We start from the raw sequence: 19,049 nt of genomic DNA, 5'->3' as shown, positions 1-19,049 counted from the left end.
TAGAGACTTCTCTCCATCGTTGTAAATAGGCCAGCTTCTCTGGATCGTGTTGGATGGCGTTGAACCCCGAGGACCCGAAAACTGTCGCCTAGGCGACAGAAGATGTACTGCAACCTCTCGAACCCCTGTGGCGTGTTGCCGCCGTACGACCGGATAGCCGGTCGCCGATGGGGAGGAAGGCGATGTGAGCACCTTGCTTGAGGGGGACAGGACGGAAAGCCCGCCCGCTGGCATCAGCGGGTTCGACGAGTTCTACGCGGCCTGTTTCCGGCCGCTCACGGTCCAGCTGTTCGCCTTCACCGGCGACATGGCCGCCGCCCAGGACGTGGTCCAGGAAGCGTTCTGCCGCGCGCTGTCCCGGTGGAAGCGCGTCGCCGAGATGGACGATCCCGCGAGCTGGGTCCGCCGGGTCGCCTGGAATCTGGCCACCAGCCGGTGGCGGCGGGCCCGCACCGCAATGGCCTTCGCCCGCCGGCACGTCGAGGAGCACGTGGCGGCGCCCAGCCCCGACCGGGTCGCACTCGCCCGGGCGCTGTCGACCCTGCCGGAGCAGCAACGCCGCGCGGTGATCCTGCACTACCTCGCCGACCTGCCCATCACCGAGATCGCCCGCCAGGAGGGTGTCGCCGAAGGCACCGTCAAGTCCTGGCTCCACCGCGGACGCACCGCGCTCGCAGCCCAGCTCACCGACAAGGAGTCCCACCGTGCCTGACTTCGCCGACGACGACCTGCTCACCAGCGCTTTCGCCGACTTCAACAGCGAGGCGTCCACCTACGTCAAGCCCGCCGGCACCACCGCCGCACGCGCCACGGTGCAGCACCGGCGCAAGGTGCGAACCATCGCCGCGAGCACCCTCGCCGCACTCGCCATCGCCACGCCCATGGCGGCCTACGCAGCCAGCGGAAGCGACTCCAACGGGCCGCCGGCAACGCCCGGCGGCTCCCCCAGCGTGGTCCAGACCACGCCGGCCGCACCCACGACGGAGGCGAGCGCAACCCCCTCGGCGCCGGACGGGCGGATCAGCAAGGCCGACCTCGGCAACGCGACCCTCTCCATCCCCTCGTGGCCCAAGGGCTTCGCCGAGAGCTGCCCGCACGGCTCGGTGAAGTTCAGCAACGGCAAGGCGGGCGCCCTCAAGCTGCAGGGCGAGCCTGCGTACGTCGACGTCGACCACGACGGAGCACAGGAGACCGTCATGCTCCTGGCATGCAGCCCGCAGGGCGACGACTTCAAGGTGCTCACCTTCGACCGCGACACCACCGGCACGATCGTCACCCTGGGCCAGGTCGTCGGCAGCGCCGGCAACGAGGGCAAGCAGGGCACCGACATCGAGACGATCTGGGAGGTGCAGGCCGGCGACGACGGCCAGGTCAAGGTCGACGTGGGCGAGTACCGGCCCTGCTGCGGGGCGGCACAGGCGTCCCAGCACCAGTGGCGCACCTACGGCTGGAACGGCACCGCGTTCACCCAGACCGGCGGGCCGACCACGTTCGGACCCAGCCCGTACGTCACCGACCTGACCCCCACCGCGGACAAGCTGACGATGACCGCGACCGGCTCCGGCACCTGGCAGGGCACCCTCAAGGTGACCGTCCGCAACAACGCCCAGTTCGCCACGCCGGGCAAGCTGCGCGTCGCGCTCGGGCTCCCCGACACGTGGACCATCCAGGTGGTCTCGGGCTGCACGATCCAGCCGGACGTGCTGCCGGTGGCGTGCCTCGGCGGCAGCATCCCGGCGGGCGGCACCAAGGTCCTCACCTTCAAGGTGACCGCACCGGCCGCGCCGGAGCAGGCCGAGCGCAGCCTCTGGGCGTCGGCGCAGGACGACAAGGGCGCCGACTACCCGGCCCGCGACGAGAAGCCGGGGAAGATCCAGATCGTCCAGGGCTGACACAACGGCACGAGCCCGGTCCAGCGGTCACCGACCGCCGGGCCGGGCTCACCCGTCCCGGGCGAGTCCTCACGCGAGCACCTTTTGGGACAGCACGCTGCAAGTGAGACCGTGCTGGCCGAGGTGCCCGTCGATGACAGCGGCAAGGTCCACGGACCCAGTTCGAGGTGATCGACCTCTGCCGCTAGCGACGCCATGCCTCAAGAGCGGCCCACGAATGTGCATCTACGTAGGCAGTTTGAGGTAGCGCTCCTCGCACACGGGGCACTTGGGCCGGGATTCGTGATCCTGATATGGAACGAAGTAGATACCACACATGGACCGGACACCAAGGCCCTCGACCGAACTGAGGGCGAGGTTATTTTTGTGAGTGTAGTGCGCCATATCGTTCGGATCCGACTGTGCAACCTGGCCGCGGTCGGTGATTGCCTGCAGCTCGTCGACACGAAGGAAGTGGCTTTTCAGTTCGCTGATTGTCGAGTAACTGTCGCCGAAGCGGTCCCAGCTGGTTTCGGGCGGGCTGATGGAGATCAGAACACGGATCGTCGCCTGCCAGCCCAGGTTGGACCCGCAAAACTCGTTCGCCAAGTCGATCTCGACAACTGTTTCTTCGTACTCAAAATCCGGTTCGTGCACCTGCGCCACGGTCAGCGTGCATTCTCCGAACCGCTTCGCCGGGTCCGCCGGGTGCGGAAGAGCGAAGGCCGTGGTTCCGCCTTCAGCGACCGTTCGCAGGGCTTCGAGCACGACACGCTGTAGATTGAGCTCCCAGTCAGTCAACATCCTTGCCGCGGTTTCGCGCTTGAGCTGCCGGCGATCGTCATCGGTTGGAAGCCATCTGTCGATCTCGCCGGACTGGTCGGCACGCTTCACACGTTCATAGAAGTCGTCGTGGTCTTTGTGGCCACCCTTTGCGAGTCCAGCTGCAATGAGCCAGAAGACTCCGGTCTCCGGATCGATCCACACGCCGCCGCGCCATTGGCCGGACTTGATTTCGAATAGCACGAGACGGGTGCTGCTCTTTATCCGACCAACGTAGTTGTCACACTCAGGGTCATCGCCGAAGCTCTCTAGTGCCTTCCGGATGATCGGATGCGGCAGCTCGCTCAGCGGTGAGAGCGGGTCGCGTCCACCAACGCCGGCCTGCGGCTGGGCATGCGGCGACTCCCATCCGGCGAGTAGATCATCCTGCACGACTCGGAGGGTTGGGCGGGCCCGTCGGGATTCCACTGGACCATTGTCCGGGGTACCGCAGGCCGGGAACGCGAACGACGCACCCCCAGCCGAACGGTCGATTCAGAACAGGTCGGCAAGTTCGTCGATCGCAGCGGAACGACTCTGTTGCTGGCTCGCGAAGCGCTCGGCCAGTTCGCGGCGGTCACTCTGGCGGCGACGCTCGAACTTGACGAGTTCGGCGGCTGGGATGCGTCGGTCGCGGCCGACACGGTCGAACGCGATCTCGCCACGATCGAGGAGCTTGTACAGGTGTGTACGGCTCATGCCGAGGCGATCGGCAGCCTCATTCGGGGTGAGCGCGGCGGTCGGCTCGAACGCAGCGATCTCGGCACCCGCACGAACAGACTCAGTCAGCGCTCGAATGACGTCGAGCATCTCAGGCGAGATCTTGGCAGCGGCGTGCTCGAGCTGGTCGAACTGCTCGGCAGGAACTTGAGAGGTGTCGATCGCGCGCATGGTTCACCCACAGGTTGGCTGGTCGTCCCAGATGTCATAGCTATCTCAGATGTCACAGATGCTACCAGCTGCCTGGCGGGCAGATCAACTGTCGTGGCACCCGAGCAGACACCCGCTCAGTCCGGCTTTCAAGCCGATGTTGCAGCTCGGGGAGGTTGTGGATGGGATGGACTGGTGTGGTCAGGGGGTCAGGTGTGACAACATCCGAGCCTGGCGGTGTGCTTTACAGCGCTGCCATTCCGCCGGCCAGCCACGGCCTCGCAGACCTCACACGAGCCTCCTTTCGGATGGTCTTTCCGGCATCAATGTCTACGGGCTCCAACTTCCCGGGTCACCGGTACCGGGCTCGGAATCAGTACTGTGGGCGAACGGTTCTACGGCCATCAACACGAGGGCAGCAATGGCTTCAGCGGCGGAGATCGACAGTGAGCAGCAGTACTTCGACAATGCCGCCGAGGCCCGAGAGCACGCCAGGACGGCCGCCGGTGACGCCGCGAACGCCGGCGCCCACGGTGCGGCAGCCGCGCAGCTCGCCAAGTACGCCAAACAGCATCAGGATGCGCTCGGCGCCACCGGCAGTGCTATTGCGCACGGCCGGATCGACGAGGTCGGCGAGGAACCGCTCTACATCGGCAAACACTTGATCCGCGATCCCCAGCGGCATGAGGTCCTTGTCATCGGCTGGCAGGCCCCGGCGGCTCGGCGTTACTACCGGGCAACACACACCGATCCCCATGGGCTGACCCGTAAACGGACCTTTCACTGCACAGGCAACACGATCGACGACTTCACCGATGTCGTCTTCACAGCTGCGATGCCGGACAGACCTCAGGGGCCTGACGCTGCGCTGCTCCGCGCGCTCGCCGAGGGCCGGACCGGCAGCATGCGCGACATTGTCGCCACGATCCAGGCCGCGCAGTACGAGGTCATCGAGGCTCCCCTGGATACCGTCCTGGTCATCGAGGGTGGCCCGGGCACGGGCAAGACTGCCATCGCGTTGCACCGTGTCTCGTGGCTGCTGGTCAATCACCCCGACCGGCTGCGCACCTCCAGGGTGCTCGTCGTCGGGCCGCATCCGACGTTCACCCGATACATCAGCACCGTCCTGCCCGGCCTCGGCGAGCGGGATGTGGTGCAGCGTGACATCACGCAGCTCGGCCCGTCAGTCAGCCGTGGCCGGCCCGAATCGGTGCCGTTGAGTCGGATGAAAGGCCAAGCGCGCATGGCCGGGCTTCTCGCCCGCGCGGTGCAGCAGCGCATCGGCCGACCCGAGCCAGCCGAACGACTGCAGATCGACGGCCGGTTCGTCACAATCCCCGGCGCAGACATTGCCGCGGCTGTCGCTGCACTGCGCGACGGACCCGGCCACTATGCGCAGCGCCGTGCGCAGTTGCGTGCCGTCCTGACCGGGCTGCTCGAACAGCGCGGCGTCACAGCAGTCCAAGCCCGCCAGCGGTCCGTCGACAATCTGCTCGAGCGGCTCTGGCCCCAACTGAGCCCGCCGGCGCTCCTCCGCGATCTGCTCGGCTCCCGAGACCGGCTGCGACTGGCCGCCGGCGACGAGTTCACGGCCGCGGAGATCGCACAGTTGCGCCGCCGCAGTGCAGACCGGCTGTCGGAACAGATCTGGAGCCGAGACGACCTGCCGCTCCTCGATGAGGTGGACTTCCTCGTCAATGGAAGCCCAACCGAACGGTACGGGCACATCGTCGTTGACGAAGCGCAGGACCTGTCTCCGATGCAGCTGCGATCGATCGCCCGGCGGAGCGCCACCGGGTCGCTCACGGTGCTCGGCGACCTGGCCCAGTCAACCGGGCCGTGGGCCCGCGACAGCTGGGATGACGTGACCGCCCATTTGCCGGGTACTCACCCGCGCACAGTCGCGCAGCTTCGCTATGGCTACCGGGTGCCGCGGCAGGTGTACGAGTTCGCGGCGCTGCTCCTGCCGATCGCCGCGCCGCTGACAGCGCCGACCGAGGTCGTACGGGATGGGCCGCGGCCCGGCATTCACCGGGTCGAGGCGGCAGATCGGGCTGGGCGAGCGGTCGCAATCGCCCAAGCGCACGCGGCCGAGCGACGGTTCGTCGGCATCATCTGCCCGCCGACGTGCCGGCCCGACGTGGAGTCCGCACTGGCGGCCAACGACGTCGACTGGAGCAGCGCCGACCGTGGCGAACTCGGCAACGCGATCAACCTGGTCAGCCCACAGGAGTCGAAAGGCCTCGAGTTCGACGCCGTCGTGGTCGTCGAGCCGGAGGACATCGTGGCCGGCGACGAGCATGGCCACCGGATGCTCTACGTGTCGTTCACCCGGACTGTCGGCCACCTCGATGTGGTGTGCGTCGGGGAGCCGCTGCCGATGCAGGTCACCGTGCCCGCACCGGCCAGCGGCAAGCCGCCCGAGCCCGCCGTTCCAGGCTTGGAACCGGAGGCCCTGGCGAGGCTCGCCGGCGAGGTCGCCGAACGTGTGCGACGGCAGAGTCCTCCGGCACAGTGGGACGAGGTGCTGCAGGCTGCGGCGAAGGTGTTGCGCGACTGAACGGCTACGACTGGCGCAGGATGGCGTCGTGGGCGAGGCGGTGGCCGACCTTCTGCTCGACGATCAGATCCCGGATCTGGGAAATTGTGTCCTTCGCCCGCACGTGGACGTTCAACTCCTTCGCCAGCTGCAGAATCTGGGCCTTCTTCAGTTTGAGGTCGTCCAGGTAACGCGCCGCCGACTGCCGGTCGCCGAGGCTGCGCAGATCGGCGTCGATCTGCGCGGTATCGACCGCGAGTGCCACCGGTTCCGCTGTTCGCGTCGTACCGGCACTGATGCGGGCGCCCTTCGGCACGACCATGAGCCTGGAGTCGCCGGCCAGGAGCGAGTCGTACTCTTCCTTCTTCAGCTTCTTCAGGAACTCCCCGATCTGCTGCAGCATGTCGTATGTGCGGTCGGTCGGCTCGGTCACCCGACGCTCCTCAAATCCCGGTCTTGGCTATGAACTCGCTGGTCAACTGCGTCAGGTCGTATTCGACGTTCTCGGTCGTGTGCGCGGCCAGCACGGCTGGGATGCCCAACTCGCCGGTGTCTGCGAAGACATTCTTACTTTCCCGCAAGCCTTGCTGGAACAGCGGTACCTCCGTCTGCCCGGTCCTCTCGATGTAGCCGCGCAACTTCGTCATCAGCCCCGACCCCGCATACTGGATCATGGTGAAAACCACGCCAAGGATCTCGGGATTGATGCTTGCCTCCGGGTCTGGCCCGGCGACCCCGTTGTACTGCTCGACCAGTTGGGTCAGGCGGCGACGCAGGTACGTGATGCCGAGCGTCGACAGGTAATCCGCCTTCGCCGGAACCAGAATATGGTCGCTGGCGACGACGGCGGTCCGCGTCACCATGTTGAAGTTGGGCGGGCAGTCGATGAGCACGACGTCGTACTCATCGAACTCGTCGTCGGCAAGCGCGTCGGCGAGCATCCGGTGGACCTTGAGGTAGTCGGGGTTGAACGTCTGGTAGCGCGAGCCACCCAGTCCCGCGGCAAGGTCGAGCTCGACGTCGACCAGGCCGAGGTCGGACGCGATCAGGTCGAGTCGCCCGCCCCGATCACTGAGCCGCGCGTTGATCCGCGGTGGCGCGGTCACCATGTCCCGGAGCGGCTTCTGCGACTGCGACCAGTTGAACGAGTCGTACCAGTGCAGGACCGTCTTTGCCGGGCGCAGCTGTGCGTCCCACTCATCAGCGGCATAGAACGAGAACGTGAGGCTCGCCTGCGGGTCGAGGTCGATGAGCAGCACCCGGCGGCCGCGATTGGCAAGGTCGGCCCCCAGGTTGGCCGTCACTGTCGTCTTGCCCACGCCGCCCTTGTAGTTGAGCACTGAGATGACGTTCACTCACCCACCCCAACAAAGCCATCGGCCTCGACAATGGTGAAACCCTGTCACGGCGAGGCGGCGATCGGCTCCTCCGAAGGCACGAGGCTATTCCGGTCTGCCGGAGGTTTCGCCAGACCGAATGCCTACCGCCCAGCCGGTCGATTGTGGCCGTGCTGCATCCGCCGGCTCGCAGGAAGACCGGCGGCCCGGCTCGCAACACGGGCAAATTCCACAACACCGAGCCGGATTCTCGAGGAGTCCAGAAGACTTCGGAGCAAGCATCGAGCCAGCTCGCGGCCATAAGGCCATCGTGGTGCGGTAGGGGCCATCGTGATCGGGTGATCGGCGATGCCGAATGACGAGCAGTCTGAAGACTGGCCGGCGCAGGTGCAGCGGGAACTGCGTCGCTTCGCCGAAGCCCGCGACTGGCCCCGGTACCACACGCCGCGCAATCTGCTTCTCGCGCTGGTTGGTGAGGTCGGTGAACTCGCTGAGCTGTACCAATGGGACCCGCCGACACCGCCGCCCCCGGACCGCGTCGCGGAAGAGGTGGCCGACGTCCTGATCTATGCGCTGCGCTTCGCCGATGTCGCCGGCGTAGATGTGACGAAGGCAGTGGCCGAGAAGATCGCCCGTAACGAGCACCGCTTCCCACCACTGAATGACCGCACGCCATGAGCCGCAGCGTGTACATCTACGTCGGTGAACGCGCGGAACGCAACTTCGGCATCGGCATGCGGGGCAACATCTGGGGCTGGAAGACCTTCACCGGGAGCGGCACCCTCGTCGCCCAGGCCGAGACCTGGCTGCGTGACCCCGACCCCGACCGCGACGAACCGACCTGGCTCATCTTCGTCCGCGGCATCACACCGCCCCGGCCCGCGCCGAAAGGCTGGCCACGCACCCGTGACGAGGACTTCGACGCCTGGACCGGCGCGACGCTCCACTCCGTGACCCAGCGGCTGCTGCACGCCCCGCTGTACGAGGAACACGTCAAACCGGTGTGGCCGGACGACCTCTACCCGTACCGCGTCGACCTCGAGCCCGACGAACCGGACGACACCTTCGGCCCGATCCCGGCCGCGGACCTGGCCGAGGACGCCATCCGCGCGATCCGCCACTCAGCCTTACAAAAGGGCTGGCCGGTGCTCGGACCGCCGCTCGCGGACCCTCCACCCATCGCACCCGACCGCAAGGCGGACGCCGGCGCGGTCATCCGCACCATCGCGCTGGAGCGGAACATGACCCGCACCTTCGTCCGCCGGCCCGGCCAAACCCTCCAGGCCAACCGCAGCGAAGCCGAACTGGTCAGCCGCTACGAGACCTACCTGGCCGAACAGGGCCGCCGCGCGGCCCGGAACCTGATCACCCTGCCCGGCGGCCTGGACACCTTCTTCACCGACGTCTTCGACCTGGACACCGAAGAACTCCTGGAAGCCAAGTCCACCGCCGGTCGCGAACACATCCGCCACGCCATCGGCCAGCTCTACGACTACGCCCGCTACGTACGCCCGCGGTCCCGAGCGGTCCTGTTACCGTCCCGCCCCAAGCAGGACCTGGTCGAGCTCCTGACCGATCTCGGCATCGTCGTCGTCTACGAACACACTCCCGGCAAGTTCACCCGCGAACCAGCCCATCAGGCGGTGTCTTAGCCAGCCGCCGACCGCGTCGCGCAGCGACTTGAAGACCGGTCCGGTCAGCCGGCCGGCTTCGGCGCACGCTCGAACCTGGCGATCGACGCCCAGTCGCCGAACGCCGGCTCGGGCTCGTGGTTGATGTCCAGCGGCACGTCCCGGAAGTCCGTCGTGGTCTTCTCGTCGGCGGCCTTGTCGCGCACGATGTGCCGCACGGTGCCCTCCGGCTTGTACTGCACCTCGTCGATGCGAGACGCCTCATTGAGCTGCCGTCGCGGCCGGTCGTCCGGGTACTGCCACGCGATCACCGTGTTGAGAAAGAGCCCGCCCTCGGGCCGCCGGCCGAAGTCGAACTTCGTCTTCTGCCGCTCGTGCGTGTCAAAGAAGTACACCCCGAAATAGCCGCTGCCCCGCACCACCTCAACGACCGCGTCGACCTGGCCGGGCCCGCCCACGACGGCGCAGTAGAGGGTGCCCGCGGCGTCCAGCGCCCGCGCCTCGTCCTCGCTCATCGGCTCGATCGGCGCGTGCAGCAGGCTGTTCCAGCGACGACAATATGAAACCGTCACGTCAATGCTCCTCTAGACGAACCAGTTGCCGTTCGAGTCCTTGATTCTGACACCGCTGGTGAGGGCGGTGGCTATTACGACATCCGGAATGGTGCCGGAGTTCTGCGGCGGGATCTCCAACACCATCACGCCGTCCAACCGCTGGCCGACCTGATCCGGCAGTTTCGCGCGGTTGCCTTCGGTGTCCGCGACCACCTCGGCCGGGCTGTACTTATTCGCCACCTCACGCACATAACCCACCGCCGTGGCCGGCGAGACCTGATCCAGCTGGGTGAACTTGCGCGACACGATCTCCTCACCCGGCACGTACGAGTCGACCCGCTTCCCGTTGCCGAGCGTGACCTCGTTGGCGCCGCCGCGCTCGGTGTAGTGCGGCTCGCGCTGCTCGTTGAAGGCCACCCCGTCGCACATCCGGTCCCAGACGGGTCCGGGCATGTTCTCCGGCTGCCGCTCCCGCATCGCGTCGGCCCGGGGCGTGGCGGTGGGCTGGTCGCCGACCTCGGCGCCGCCCGGCTGCTCGCCGGTCCCGGTCTCAGCGGTCGCCCGCGGCACCCAGGACGGCAGCGAGTCGTTGCTTCCCGTCTGCTGCTCGCCGGTTTTCTGCCCGCCGTTTTCCGCTGTACCGGTCTGCTGCTCGCCGTTCTGTTTCGGCCCACCCGCGGTGCTGTCACCCTGCGCACCAACGGGGACGGCCCACGAGGGCAACCCGTCACCGGCAGCCTGCACGGGCTGCTTGACCTGCTCACCGGCCGGCTGGTTGACGTGGTCGCCGGCGGGTTGCTGGACATGCTCTCCAGCCGGCTGTCGCACCTGTTCCGCGACCGGTTGGTTGACGTGTTCCCCGACAGGCTGCTTGATCTGTTCCGCCACCGGCTGACTGACCGGCTCCACCACCGGCTGCTTCGCCTGCTCGCCGACCGGTTCCGCCACTGGCTGCTTGACCTGCTCGCCGGCGGGCTGCTGGACGTGTTCGCCGGCTGGCTGGCCGACGTTGTTGGCTCCCACGTTGTCGGTCGCGGTCGCCTTGGCGTGCTCAGCGGTCGCCGCCTGGCTGGTGTGCTCGTGGGCCGCCGCGCGCTCCCCCGCGGCCCCCTGCTCGCCGGACCCCTTCGCCGCCTGATGCGCGTCGAGCTTCTGCTGGAACTCCGGTGACGGCTGCAACGAACCGTCGCCGGGAACCGGCCCGTTGCCCTTGGACTGCTGGTGGGCGTCGAGCTTCTGCTGGAACTCCGCGGTAGGGCGCAACGAACCGTCGCCAGGAGCCGGCCCGGACCCCTTCGCCGCCTGATGCGCGTCGAGTTTCTGCTGGAACTCCGGCGACGGCTGCAACGAACCGTCGCCCGGCGCGGTGGCCTTGGCGTGCTCGGTGCGGGCGGCGTGGTTCGTCTGCTTGTGCGCGTCGGCCTGTGACGTCGTGGCGGTGTGGTCCGAGCGGTCGCCGCCCGCCCGCTGGTCGGTCTGCTTCGGCACCTCCGGCGGTTTCGGGGGCGGCTCCGGCGGCTTGGTCTCCTGGACGGTCTCGGCCATCAGCCCTCCAGCGATCCGTGCGCGTCGCGCTCGCGACGGCCGCCGAACCGCTGCTCCATCACCAGGCCCAGATACTTGGCGCCCTCGGCGATCGCCTCGGCGGTCCGCGGGTCGCCGTCGGTGGAGACGACCAGTCCCGCGCCCTTCTCGGCGATGAACTCGGAGCGCTCCTGCACGCTGCGGGCGTTGACCGCCTCCATGATGGTGGCGCCGAACTTGATCGCCGCGCCGGCCTGAGGAGACTTCATCTTGGCCAGGTCGCCGGCCATGTCGACCGCCTTCACGGCGGCGGGGTTGAACGGCGGGTCGACCCTGATCGGCGAGTCGCCCTCGTACTGCTGCCCGGCCGCCTTCGCCGCCTCGGCCTGCGCCGCGGCCCGCGTGTTGTCCTGCTCCTCGCTCCGGCTCTGCTGCGACAGCAGCTCACCGGCCTCCTTACGGGCCACCAGGTCACCGACCGCCTGTTCGAGCTTCGCCGAATCGACCGTCCGGTCGGTCCGAGACGGCGGGGTGGTTTCCGCAGCCATCAGTGTCACCCTCCGTCGCTGTCGACCGGGCCGGCGTCCGCCGCCAGGTACTGGTCCGGCCATCCGCAGTCGACGAAGTGCTCGGCCACCAGGTCACGGATGCGGGTCGTCCAGCCGGCGGCGCCGAACGTCAGGCCGGCGGCCCGCTCCAGCGCCGACGGGGATTGCACGCCGAGCGCCACCCGGCGGTTGACCGCCGGGTCTCGCAGGTCGGCGTCGAACCAGCGGGAGACCTCGGCGAGCTGCGCGGTGACGTCGTCGCCGGGGACGGTGCGGCCGTACCGTGCCGCCCAGTCGGCGCTGCGGGGATCGCGGCCGGTCACACCTGAGCGTGAGGCGGCGCGGAGGTCGTCCCACAGGCGGGCGTAGCGGTACGAGCGAGCCAGGCACCACGTCTCGTCGTCCTCGCAGTGGATCTCGCCGTGGACGTAGCCGTCCAGCGCCTGCAGCACGTGGCGGCTCAGCAGGTCGGGGCCGGCCGTCGGGGGAAGGAACGCCGACCGTGTGGCGACCGCCCCGTCGACCGCGTGTGACAGCGCGCACTCGCGCAGCCGCGCCGGCAGGTCGAGCAGGGCCCGGATGTGGACCGCGCGCAACGCGGGCACCGGCCAGCCGGTGAGGTGGCCGAGCACCGCGAGCTCTGCCCACAGCGGCAGCCACGGCTCGTCGGTGAGGTGCAGTTGGGCGGTGCGCATGTCGCGTAGCGTGCACGGGGCCTCCACGCACGAGGCGCCGCAGGTGACGCTGCGCCGGCCGATCAGCGGGGTGACGTCGGCGGTCGCGGTGATCCCGCCGCGCTCGCGGGCGCTGCCGTCGGGCAGCCGGACGAGCACCGGCTGGTCCATGCCATCGGCGAACACCGCGCCGGTGCCGGGCGGGAGCGTCACCACGAACCGGGACTGCGGCTCGGTCAGGTTGACGGTCGCGCCGACGGCGTCGCGGTCGTCCTCCGCCGGCAGCCGGTGGATGACCTTCACCGCGGTGTTCTTGATGACGTCGGGGATGAGCTTGCTCGGGATCTGCTCGGCGATGACGAGCCCTTCGCCGTAGGCGCGCATCTCGGCCAGCAGCGCGGCGAACAGCTCGACCGCGTGGGCGGCGGGGCCGGCGTGCTCGGTGCGGCGCAGCAGCCGGTGCGCCTCCTCGAACACGCTGAGGTGGCGCAGCCCGAGCCGGAACAGCTCCGGCTGGTGCCGGCCGGCCATCCGCAGGTGCTCGACGAGCTGGACCAGCAGGCCGCCCATGAGGAAGGCCTTGTCGCGGTCGTCGCCGACGTCCTCGATCTCGAAGACCACGTTGTGCGCCAGCAGCCGCTGGATCGACAGCGGGTGGCCGCCCTCGAAGAACCGTCCGGTCGTACCGAGGCGGAGACTGGCAAGGCGGACCCGGATGAAGCCGCGGACGTTGTCGGTGACCTCCTTGCCGTAGCCGATCTGCTCGACCACCAGCTCGGCGGTCTGCTGCAGGTCGCCGAGGGTCGGATACCGGGGGTGGCTGCCAGGCACCCTCGGCTCGCCGAGGGCGAGGTCCCAGCCGAGGTCCTCGTAGCAGCGGGTCAGAGCCGCGCTGAGCACCTGGGGGAACGGCTCCTCCGCGTCGAAGGCGGCGAGGAACAGCGACCGCACCAGGTCGACGTGGGTCTGCAGCGGGAAGTCCGGGGCGGCCGGCTCGAGCGGGTTGAAGCCGGCCGGCGGCGCGTCGCGGTCGCCGGGGCGGATGACGATGACCCGTTCGCCGCCGATCCGGTCGGCCATCTGCCGGTACTCCGCCTTGGCCGGCTCGACCACGAGCCACGGCACGCCGACGCGGGTGGTCTCCTCCAGCAGGTGGCGCACGGTCTGCGACTTGCCGGCGCCGGTCGCGCCGGACACGAACGTGTGGCGGTTGAGGCTCGCGGTGCCGACGTGCAACTCCTCGCCGGGCCGCCCGTCATGGTCGAGCACCTTGCCCAACAGCACACCGCCGGCGGCCGCCGTGGTCGCCGACGTCTCGGGGGTCACGTCGAACTCGGAGCGGGTGGCCAGCCGCACCCCAGGGATCTCCTCGACCGGGGTGACGGCGAGCGCCGCCACCAGCGCCGAGCTGGCCAGGAGCGCCGGGCCGTCGAGGGCGGTGGCGAAGTCGGTGAAGACGCCGGTGGGGATCAGGGCGTAGGGCAGCCGGCCGAGGTCGGCGGAGGCACACAGCAGCCCGGCGACGGCCGCGGCGCCGGCCGGGGTCGCGGCGCCCGCCAGCAGGTGCACCCGCCACATCCCGGTGGACTCGCCCTGCCGCAGCTCGCGGTGCCGCAGCGCGAGCCGCTCGGCGCGCACCGCGTGCTCCGGCGACCCGGCGCGGGTCCGCGCGTCGCGTTCCTCGGCGGCGACCGCGCGGGCGGCCGCGTCGATCTCGGCCATGGGCACCGGCTCGGCCAGCAGCAGCCAGGCGAACCCGGCGTGCCAGACCCGCAGCAGGCACTCGTCGAGGGTCGGCCGCAGGTCGTCGAGGCGGTGCGGCTCGTCCTCGACCAGCAGCCCGTCCACGACGCCGCCGATGCGGGTCCAGTGCGGCACCGCGGTGAGCATCCGCAGCAGCGCGCCGTCCTCGTGCGCGAGGCCGGTCGCGCCGGGCGGCACGCTCAGCGGCTGCCGGCCGGTGGCGTCCGCGGCGCCGATGATGCCGCCGGCGGTGAAGATGTGCACCGCGCTCGCCCCGCCGGCCCGCGCCCAGCCCAGTGCGAGGGGCTCGCCGGTGTCGGCGCCGGCCGCGTGATACGTCGCGGCGATGGCGGCGAGCCGCTGCCGGTGGCCCTGGTCGGCCGGGCGCCCGTCGGGCTTCGCCGGCGCCCGGCGGGGCAGCTCGACGACCCGGCTGCCCTCGGCCTTGGCGAGCCAGGTGAACAGCGCGTCGGCGTCGCTCATCAGCCCCGCCACCCCGGGCCCTGCTGCGGGTACCGACCGGACTGCCCGGGTGCGCCGCCCCAGCCGGGGACCGTGTTCGCGGCCGCGGCACCGGGCGACATCGGCGGCGGGGTGATCCCGACCGGCCGCGAGATGGTGGCCTCGTTGGGCAGCCCGGAGACCGGGTTGACCGCCTCGTGCTGCTGCGGCAGCGCCATCGGCGGCAGCGGCTGCATGCTCAGCCGGGGCAGCGTGACGATCGCCGGGTCACACTCGACCGCCTGCAGGGTGGAGCCCCGATCGTGCGACTTGACCAGCAGCATCGCGTAGTCGGGCAGGTCCTGCAGGACGCGCGGTTCGACGGTGTACTCGTACACCCGCTGCGCCGAAGCGGCGTCGCTCCAGGTCGTGCCCTCCGCGTTGGTGACCGTCTGGCTCCAGTTGACCGTTTTGGTCCATGACCGGCTCCGGCTGCGGCTGTACTGGTTGCGGCCGCTGGTGTACCCGTCGGTCCGGCTCTCGCTGGTGGACTCGCCCTCGGTGTCGGCGACCGAGTGGGTCTCGTTGCCGCCCAGGGTGCGGGTGAGCTGGCTGAGCACGAACTTGTGCTGCTTGCCGATGAACTCCGCCGCCTGCCGGGCCTCGTCGTGGTTGGCCAGCCGCATGAACGCGACCTCACCGCCGCCGATCGCGTGCAGCGACGCCTCCCGCAGGTGCTCGAACATCGTCACCAGCCGGGTGCCCTGCCGCTCGCAGATCGTGCCGAGCTTCTCGATGTGCCGGTGGTCGATCTCGTCGGCGCCGATCACGATCAGCGAGCCGATCTTGGTCTGGCCCATGCCGACCCAGCGGGTGAGCCACTGCACGACGAGGTCCTTGAGCAGCTCGTTCTGTGCGGAGCGGCCGTCGCGGTCGGTGGCCAGGACGGTGACGGTGGCCGGCTTGGCCATCGGCACCGCGGTGCCCATCGCCTCCAGCGGGCGCAGGAACGCCTCGATCCGCCGCACGTTGCCGTGCAGCTGCCGGCGGGTCTCGTCGGGCATCGAGTCGCGGATCCGGTCCGCCTCCTCGAGGGTGAGCGCGGGCGTGCCGGAGCGGTCCGTGAGCACCCGCAGCCCACCGATGATCCGCCCGATCGTGACGGTCCCGCCGAGCTCCTCGCAGATCTCGTGCAGCAGCATGCTGTCCTGCACCCGGTCGGCCCGGCTGCCGGTGGTCGCGTCGCCGTGCATCGCCTCGACGAGGCTGTCGATGAGCTGCTGCTTACCGAGCCCGGCCAGCAGGTCGACCTCCGCGAGCTGCGACGGGATGTGCCGCATGTCGACCGACGAGCCGGTCTGCCGGGCGAGGTCGGTCAGCTCGGCGCACAGCGTCTCGCCGCTGAAGTCGACCACGACCATCGAGCCGTGGGTGCTCAGCAGCGAGCCGCCGAAGACCGTCAGCAGCGCCTCCCAGCCCCAACTCGTACCACCGAAGATGTCGACCCGGCGGGTGCCCGGCGAGGGCGTCGCGGCGCCCCACTCCAGCAGGCCGCCGATCAGCTGCTGCTGGCCGTGCTCGTGAGTCTGCCGGCGGGCGTCCCACTGACCGTAGGCCTGCTGGTAGGCGGCACGCAGCTCGTCGGTCTTGCGCTGCAGCGCACCCGCGGCCTGGTTGGCGGCCACGACGATGAGCGCGATGGCGCCGGCGCCGGCGAGCAGCGCGAGGACCGCGAACACGCCGAAGACCGCGCTGTCCGTGGCGCTGCCGCAGCAGCCCATCAGCACGACGGCGCCGCCCGTGACGGAGCTGGCGATGATGATCCGGGTGGTCATCCGCTGCTTCGCGTTGCGGGCGGCGTCCACGAGCCCGAAGGGCACCGGGATCGGCTCCGGTTGCGGCTCGGTGAACCGGCGCCGGAAGAGATTCCGGTCGCGGAAGATCCACCCGAAGCGCTCACCGGGGACAGCCAGGCGGGTGAGCGGGCTCGGTTCGAGGTTCGACTCGCTCATCGGGTCGCGACGTCCCTTCCGTTCTCAAAACAGGGCTTGAGCTGGGCGAAGCGGAGATCTGGGAGCTTCACCACATTTGCCGCCGTCAGTCAACCAGCTGCGGTGAGTTTCGAGAAGACCACTCACCGCTATCGGTGGAAGGTCTGCTCGATCGTTGACTGACGGACCACTGACCGGCTGACAACGCGTCCGTCAGCGCCACAAGGCCCGCCGACACGACGATGGCGGCACCCCGAACGACGGACGTCGCCACGCCGTCCGTCAGATACGTTCGACCCGGCAACCGATGAACGTTCGACCTGGCAACCGATGAGCGGAGGTACGCCGGGATGGAGTGGCTCTGCGGTGGCCTGTGCGCCCTGGCGGTGCTCGGGATCGCCGGGTTCGCCCTGCTCCGCCGCCGCGACGAGCGCAGGTTCCAGCAGTGGGGCTCCGGCCGCCCGACCTCGGCGGTCTGCATCCACTGCCACGGGCGGGGCTGGGTGCAGCACACCCGCCGGACGCTCGAGTTCACCGGCGAGGCCTTCGCCGACGAGGCCGCCCCGCAGACCCAGTGCGAGATCTGCGGCGGCGCCGGCCGCGTGCCGCGCTAGCCCGACCCCCTCGACAAGCCCCTCTCCGCGAATCCAGACATGTAGATCTTTCGTGGCCCGGTCCTACGATGTCGGGATGTATCGACGGGCGCACGGATGGATGGCCTCGCTGGTCGGCGGGGTGCTGGTGGCCGCGGCGGCGGGAACTGCGGCACACGCGGCGCCGGCGGCGGTGCCGGACGGGCTCAAGCAGATTCAGGTCCGGCAGTCACTGCTGGGCACGCACACCTGGTATCAGCAGCTGTACCACGGCCTGCCGGTGCTCGGCGGCTTCTACGCCACGCACAGCGACGCCAGCACCGGCGAGGTCATCGTCCAGGACGGGCGGCTCGCAGTGACCGGGCTGAAGTCCGAGGTCCCCGCGGTCGCCGCCGACCACGCGCGGGCGTCGGTGTCCGGGCGGCTCGCCGGCCCGGCCGCCCGCACCGAGCTCGTCGTGGTCCCCGGCGCAACCGCGACCCTCGCCTGGACGGTCGTGACCCGCACCGCCAGCGGCTCCGTCCTCACCGTCCTCGACGCCGCCAGCGGCGCCACCCTGCAGGAGCAGAAGCTGGTCAAGGAGGCCGAGGGCACCGGCCGGGTCTTCGACCCAAACCCGGTGGCCGCGCTGCAGAACGAGACGCTGAAGGACCGCCAGGACGCCGACTACCCGGCCCTGCAGGCGGCGTACAAGACGGTGACGCTGACGCATCTCAACACGCAGACGACCACCCTGCAGGGCACCTACGCCTTCAACATCAGCACCGACCCGGTCGTCTCGCCGCAGCGGATCTTCATCTACAACCGCTCCCAGCGCGGCTTCGAGCAGGTGATGGGCTACCACGGCATCACGTCGGCCCAGGAGTACATCCACCAGCTCGGCTTCAACGACGTCAACAACGAGCCGCAGCGGTACGCCACGACGGGCCTGATCGACGACAACTCGTTCTACGACCCCGACACCGACGGCATCACCTTCGGCACCGGCGGCGTCGACGACGCCGAGGACAACGAGGTCATCTGGCACGAGTACGGCCACGCGATCCAGGACGACCAGGTGCCGGGCTTCGGCGAGAAGCTCGAGGCCGGCTCGATCGGCGAGGGCTTCGGCGACTACTGGGCCTTCACCATGTCGCAGGCCACCAGCCAGGACACCGCGCGCACGCCGCTGGCCTGCATCGCCGACTGGGACGCGACCTCGTACACCGACGACGAGCCGCACTGCCTGCGCCGCGTCGACGGCCCGAAGCTCTACCCGACCGACCTGGAGGGCGAGGTCCACGCCGACGGCGAGATCTGGTCCCGGGCGCTGTTCGACATCAACGCGGCACTTGGCCGTACCAAGGCCAACAAGGTGATCCTCGAAGCGCAGTTCGGTTTCGCCCCCAACACGAAGATGCCCGCCGCGGCGCGCGAGACGGTTCGCACCGCGAAGGCGCTGTACGGCGCGGCAGCCGCGGACAAGGTTCGCGCCGCCTTCCAGGCCCGCGGCATCCTCTGAGGCGCCGGTTCCCGGTTTCCGGCTACGTTGTCGCCGGAAACCGGGACCGACGCGTTACGGAGACCCGTGCTGTTCGGTGAGCTTGTTGAAGAGGCCCATCACTTGACCTCCACCGCCTGCCGCTTCGCCAACTGCTGCAGCGTCGCGGCGCCGGCATACGAGACGGTGGCGCCGAGCAGGCACAGGACGAACACCATGACCGCGATGGCGTTGTCCGCCACGCCCGTCGGTTCCTCGTCCAGGCCGTTGCCATCCCGCCATAGCATCGCGCCAAAGAGCAGAGCCGCCATGATCCAGGCCGCGGTCGCCACATAGAGGGCGCTGGCGGCGCCGGGCGTGTTGTGGGCTGGTTGCACGCGGGAAAACGGCACGTGGGCTCCTTCGTCGAGGATCCTCGAGTCTGCCGACCA

Annotated in this window: 17 protein-coding genes; 7 read left to right on the top strand and 10 right to left on the bottom strand. The window is 69.5% G+C overall.

Annotated elements, in window-relative coordinates; translation table 11 throughout:
- Positions 1-184: 184 nt before the first annotated feature.
- The gene (locus Dsi01nite_RS24100; RefSeq protein WP_239136130.1) at positions 185-712 is read left to right on the top strand and encodes a SigE family RNA polymerase sigma factor; all 528 of its coding nucleotides are present in this window, start codon (positions 185-187) and stop codon (positions 710-712) included.
- Positions 705-1,892: a hypothetical protein gene (locus Dsi01nite_RS24095; protein ID WP_203848513.1), complete on the top strand. Its 1,188-nt coding sequence runs from the start codon at positions 705-707 to the stop codon at positions 1,890-1,892. The genes Dsi01nite_RS24100 and Dsi01nite_RS24095 overlap by 8 nt, the downstream gene beginning before the upstream one ends.
- A 225-nt stretch (positions 1,893-2,117) precedes the next feature.
- Here Dsi01nite_RS24095 and Dsi01nite_RS24090 read toward each other — a convergent pair whose 3' ends face one another.
- Both Dsi01nite_RS24090 and Dsi01nite_RS24085 read right to left on the bottom strand, forming a co-directional pair.
- Positions 2,118-3,086 (bottom strand): DUF3039 domain-containing protein, encoded by a 969-nt coding sequence (locus Dsi01nite_RS24090; RefSeq protein WP_203848512.1) that lies wholly within the window; start codon positions 3,084-3,086, stop codon positions 2,118-2,120.
- A gap of 102 nt (positions 3,087-3,188) precedes the next feature.
- Positions 3,189-3,584 (bottom strand): helix-turn-helix domain-containing protein, encoded by a 396-nt coding sequence (locus Dsi01nite_RS24085; protein WP_203848511.1) that lies wholly within the window; start codon positions 3,582-3,584, stop codon positions 3,189-3,191.
- A 400-nt stretch (positions 3,585-3,984) separates the two neighbouring features.
- Between Dsi01nite_RS24085 and Dsi01nite_RS24080 the strand changes: the two genes are divergently transcribed.
- Positions 3,985-6,123, top strand: coding sequence for a HelD family protein (locus Dsi01nite_RS24080; RefSeq protein WP_203848510.1), 2,139 nt, complete (start codon positions 3,985-3,987; stop codon positions 6,121-6,123).
- A gap of 4 nt (positions 6,124-6,127) precedes the next feature.
- Here Dsi01nite_RS24080 and Dsi01nite_RS24075 read toward each other — a convergent pair whose 3' ends face one another.
- Together Dsi01nite_RS24075 and Dsi01nite_RS24070 are read right to left on the bottom strand one after the other, a co-directional pair.
- A complete protein-coding gene (locus Dsi01nite_RS24075; protein ID WP_203848509.1) occupies positions 6,128-6,535 on the bottom strand; it encodes a hypothetical protein in 408 nt (135 codons plus the stop codon).
- A 10-nt stretch (positions 6,536-6,545) separates the two neighbouring features.
- On the bottom strand, positions 6,546-7,457 hold the full coding sequence (locus tag Dsi01nite_RS24070; RefSeq protein WP_203848508.1) for a ParA family protein: 912 nt from the start codon (positions 7,455-7,457) through the stop codon (positions 6,546-6,548).
- Between the two features lie 330 nt (positions 7,458-7,787).
- On the opposite strand from Dsi01nite_RS24070, the gene Dsi01nite_RS24065 reads away from it, so the two are divergent.
- Both Dsi01nite_RS24065 and Dsi01nite_RS24060 read left to right on the top strand, forming a co-directional pair.
- Entirely contained in the window at positions 7,788-8,117 is a 330-nt protein-coding gene (locus Dsi01nite_RS24065) for a nucleotide pyrophosphohydrolase (protein ID WP_203848507.1), read from the top strand.
- Positions 8,114-9,091, top strand: coding sequence for a hypothetical protein (locus tag Dsi01nite_RS24060; protein WP_203848506.1), 978 nt, complete (start codon positions 8,114-8,116; stop codon positions 9,089-9,091). Before Dsi01nite_RS24065 ends, Dsi01nite_RS24060 begins: the two co-directional genes overlap by 4 nt.
- 44 nt (positions 9,092-9,135) lie before the next feature.
- Here Dsi01nite_RS24060 and Dsi01nite_RS24055 read toward each other — a convergent pair whose 3' ends face one another.
- The 5 genes from Dsi01nite_RS24055 to Dsi01nite_RS24035 are packed head-to-tail and all read right to left on the bottom strand — an operon-like array spanning position 9,136 to position 16,566.
- Complete coding sequence (locus tag Dsi01nite_RS24055) at positions 9,136-9,642, bottom strand: hypothetical protein (RefSeq protein WP_203848505.1); 507 nt, start codon at positions 9,640-9,642, stop codon at positions 9,136-9,138.
- Positions 9,643-9,654: 12 nt separating this feature from the next.
- Positions 9,655-11,169 carry a hypothetical protein gene (locus tag Dsi01nite_RS24050; RefSeq protein ID WP_203848504.1) on the bottom strand — a complete coding sequence of 505 codons (1,515 nt, stop codon included), beginning with the start codon at positions 11,167-11,169 and terminating at the stop codon, positions 9,655-9,657.
- On the bottom strand, positions 11,169-11,696 hold the full coding sequence (locus Dsi01nite_RS24045) for a hypothetical protein (protein WP_203848503.1): 528 nt from the start codon (positions 11,694-11,696) through the stop codon (positions 11,169-11,171). The genes Dsi01nite_RS24050 and Dsi01nite_RS24045 overlap by 1 nt, the downstream gene beginning before the upstream one ends.
- Before the next feature lie 5 nt (positions 11,697-11,701).
- Entirely contained in the window at positions 11,702-14,596 is a 2,895-nt protein-coding gene (locus Dsi01nite_RS24040; RefSeq protein ID WP_203848502.1) for an ATP-binding protein, read from the bottom strand.
- The gene (locus Dsi01nite_RS24035; protein ID WP_203848501.1) at positions 14,596-16,566 is read right to left on the bottom strand and encodes a hypothetical protein; all 1,971 of its coding nucleotides are present in this window, start codon (positions 16,564-16,566) and stop codon (positions 14,596-14,598) included. The genes Dsi01nite_RS24040 and Dsi01nite_RS24035 overlap by 1 nt, the downstream gene beginning before the upstream one ends.
- 329 nt (positions 16,567-16,895) lie before the next feature.
- Here Dsi01nite_RS24035 and Dsi01nite_RS24030 point away from each other — a divergent pair, with 329 nt between their 5' ends.
- The gene (locus tag Dsi01nite_RS24030; RefSeq protein ID WP_203848500.1) at positions 16,896-17,159 is read left to right on the top strand and encodes a hypothetical protein; all 264 of its coding nucleotides are present in this window, start codon (positions 16,896-16,898) and stop codon (positions 17,157-17,159) included.
- 76 nt (positions 17,160-17,235) lie between these two features.
- On the top strand, positions 17,236-18,639 hold the full coding sequence (locus Dsi01nite_RS24025) for a M36 family metallopeptidase (protein ID WP_203848499.1): 1,404 nt from the start codon (positions 17,236-17,238) through the stop codon (positions 18,637-18,639).
- Between the two features lie 98 nt (positions 18,640-18,737).
- Here Dsi01nite_RS24025 and Dsi01nite_RS24020 read toward each other — a convergent pair whose 3' ends face one another.
- Positions 18,738-19,010 carry a hypothetical protein gene (locus Dsi01nite_RS24020; protein WP_203848498.1) on the bottom strand — a complete coding sequence of 91 codons (273 nt, stop codon included), beginning with the start codon at positions 19,008-19,010 and terminating at the stop codon, positions 18,738-18,740.
- Between the last annotated feature and the right edge of the window lie 39 nt (positions 19,011-19,049).

The organism is Dactylosporangium siamense, from assembly GCF_016862795.1.
In the GTDB taxonomy this organism is placed as follows: Bacteria; Actinomycetota; Actinomycetes; order Mycobacteriales; family Micromonosporaceae; genus Dactylosporangium; species Dactylosporangium siamense.
Note: the sequence above shows the minus strand (reverse complement) of the source record. Positions and strands in the feature narration are given on the sequence as shown.

Bases quoted from the DNA above. Each gene is read 5' to 3' on its own strand.
- Dsi01nite_RS24045 (WP_203848503.1), bottom strand. From the start codon at position 11,696: ATGGCTGCGGAAACCACCCCGCCGTCTCGGACCGACCGGACGGTCGAT.
- Dsi01nite_RS24030 (WP_203848500.1), top strand. From the start codon at position 16,896: ATGGAGTGGCTCTGCGGTGGCCTGTGCGCCCTGGCGGTGCTCGGGATC.
- Dsi01nite_RS24040 (WP_203848502.1), bottom strand. From the start codon at position 14,596: ATGAGCGACGCCGACGCGCTGTTCACCTGGCTCGCCAAGGCCGAGGGC.
- Dsi01nite_RS24085 (WP_203848511.1), bottom strand. From the start codon at position 3,584: ATGCGCGCGATCGACACCTCTCAAGTTCCTGCCGAGCAGTTCGACCAG.
- Dsi01nite_RS24080 (WP_203848510.1), top strand. From the start codon at position 3,985: ATGGCTTCAGCGGCGGAGATCGACAGTGAGCAGCAGTACTTCGACAAT.
- Dsi01nite_RS24035 (WP_203848501.1), bottom strand. From the start codon at position 16,566: ATGAGCGAGTCGAACCTCGAACCGAGCCCGCTCACCCGCCTGGCTGTC.
- Dsi01nite_RS24060 (WP_203848506.1), top strand. From the start codon at position 8,114: ATGAGCCGCAGCGTGTACATCTACGTCGGTGAACGCGCGGAACGCAAC.
- Dsi01nite_RS24050 (WP_203848504.1), bottom strand. From the start codon at position 11,169: ATGGCCGAGACCGTCCAGGAGACCAAGCCGCCGGAGCCGCCCCCGAAA.
- Dsi01nite_RS24025 (WP_203848499.1), top strand. From the start codon at position 17,236: ATGTATCGACGGGCGCACGGATGGATGGCCTCGCTGGTCGGCGGGGTG.
- Dsi01nite_RS24065 (WP_203848507.1), top strand. From the start codon at position 7,788: ATGCCGAATGACGAGCAGTCTGAAGACTGGCCGGCGCAGGTGCAGCGG.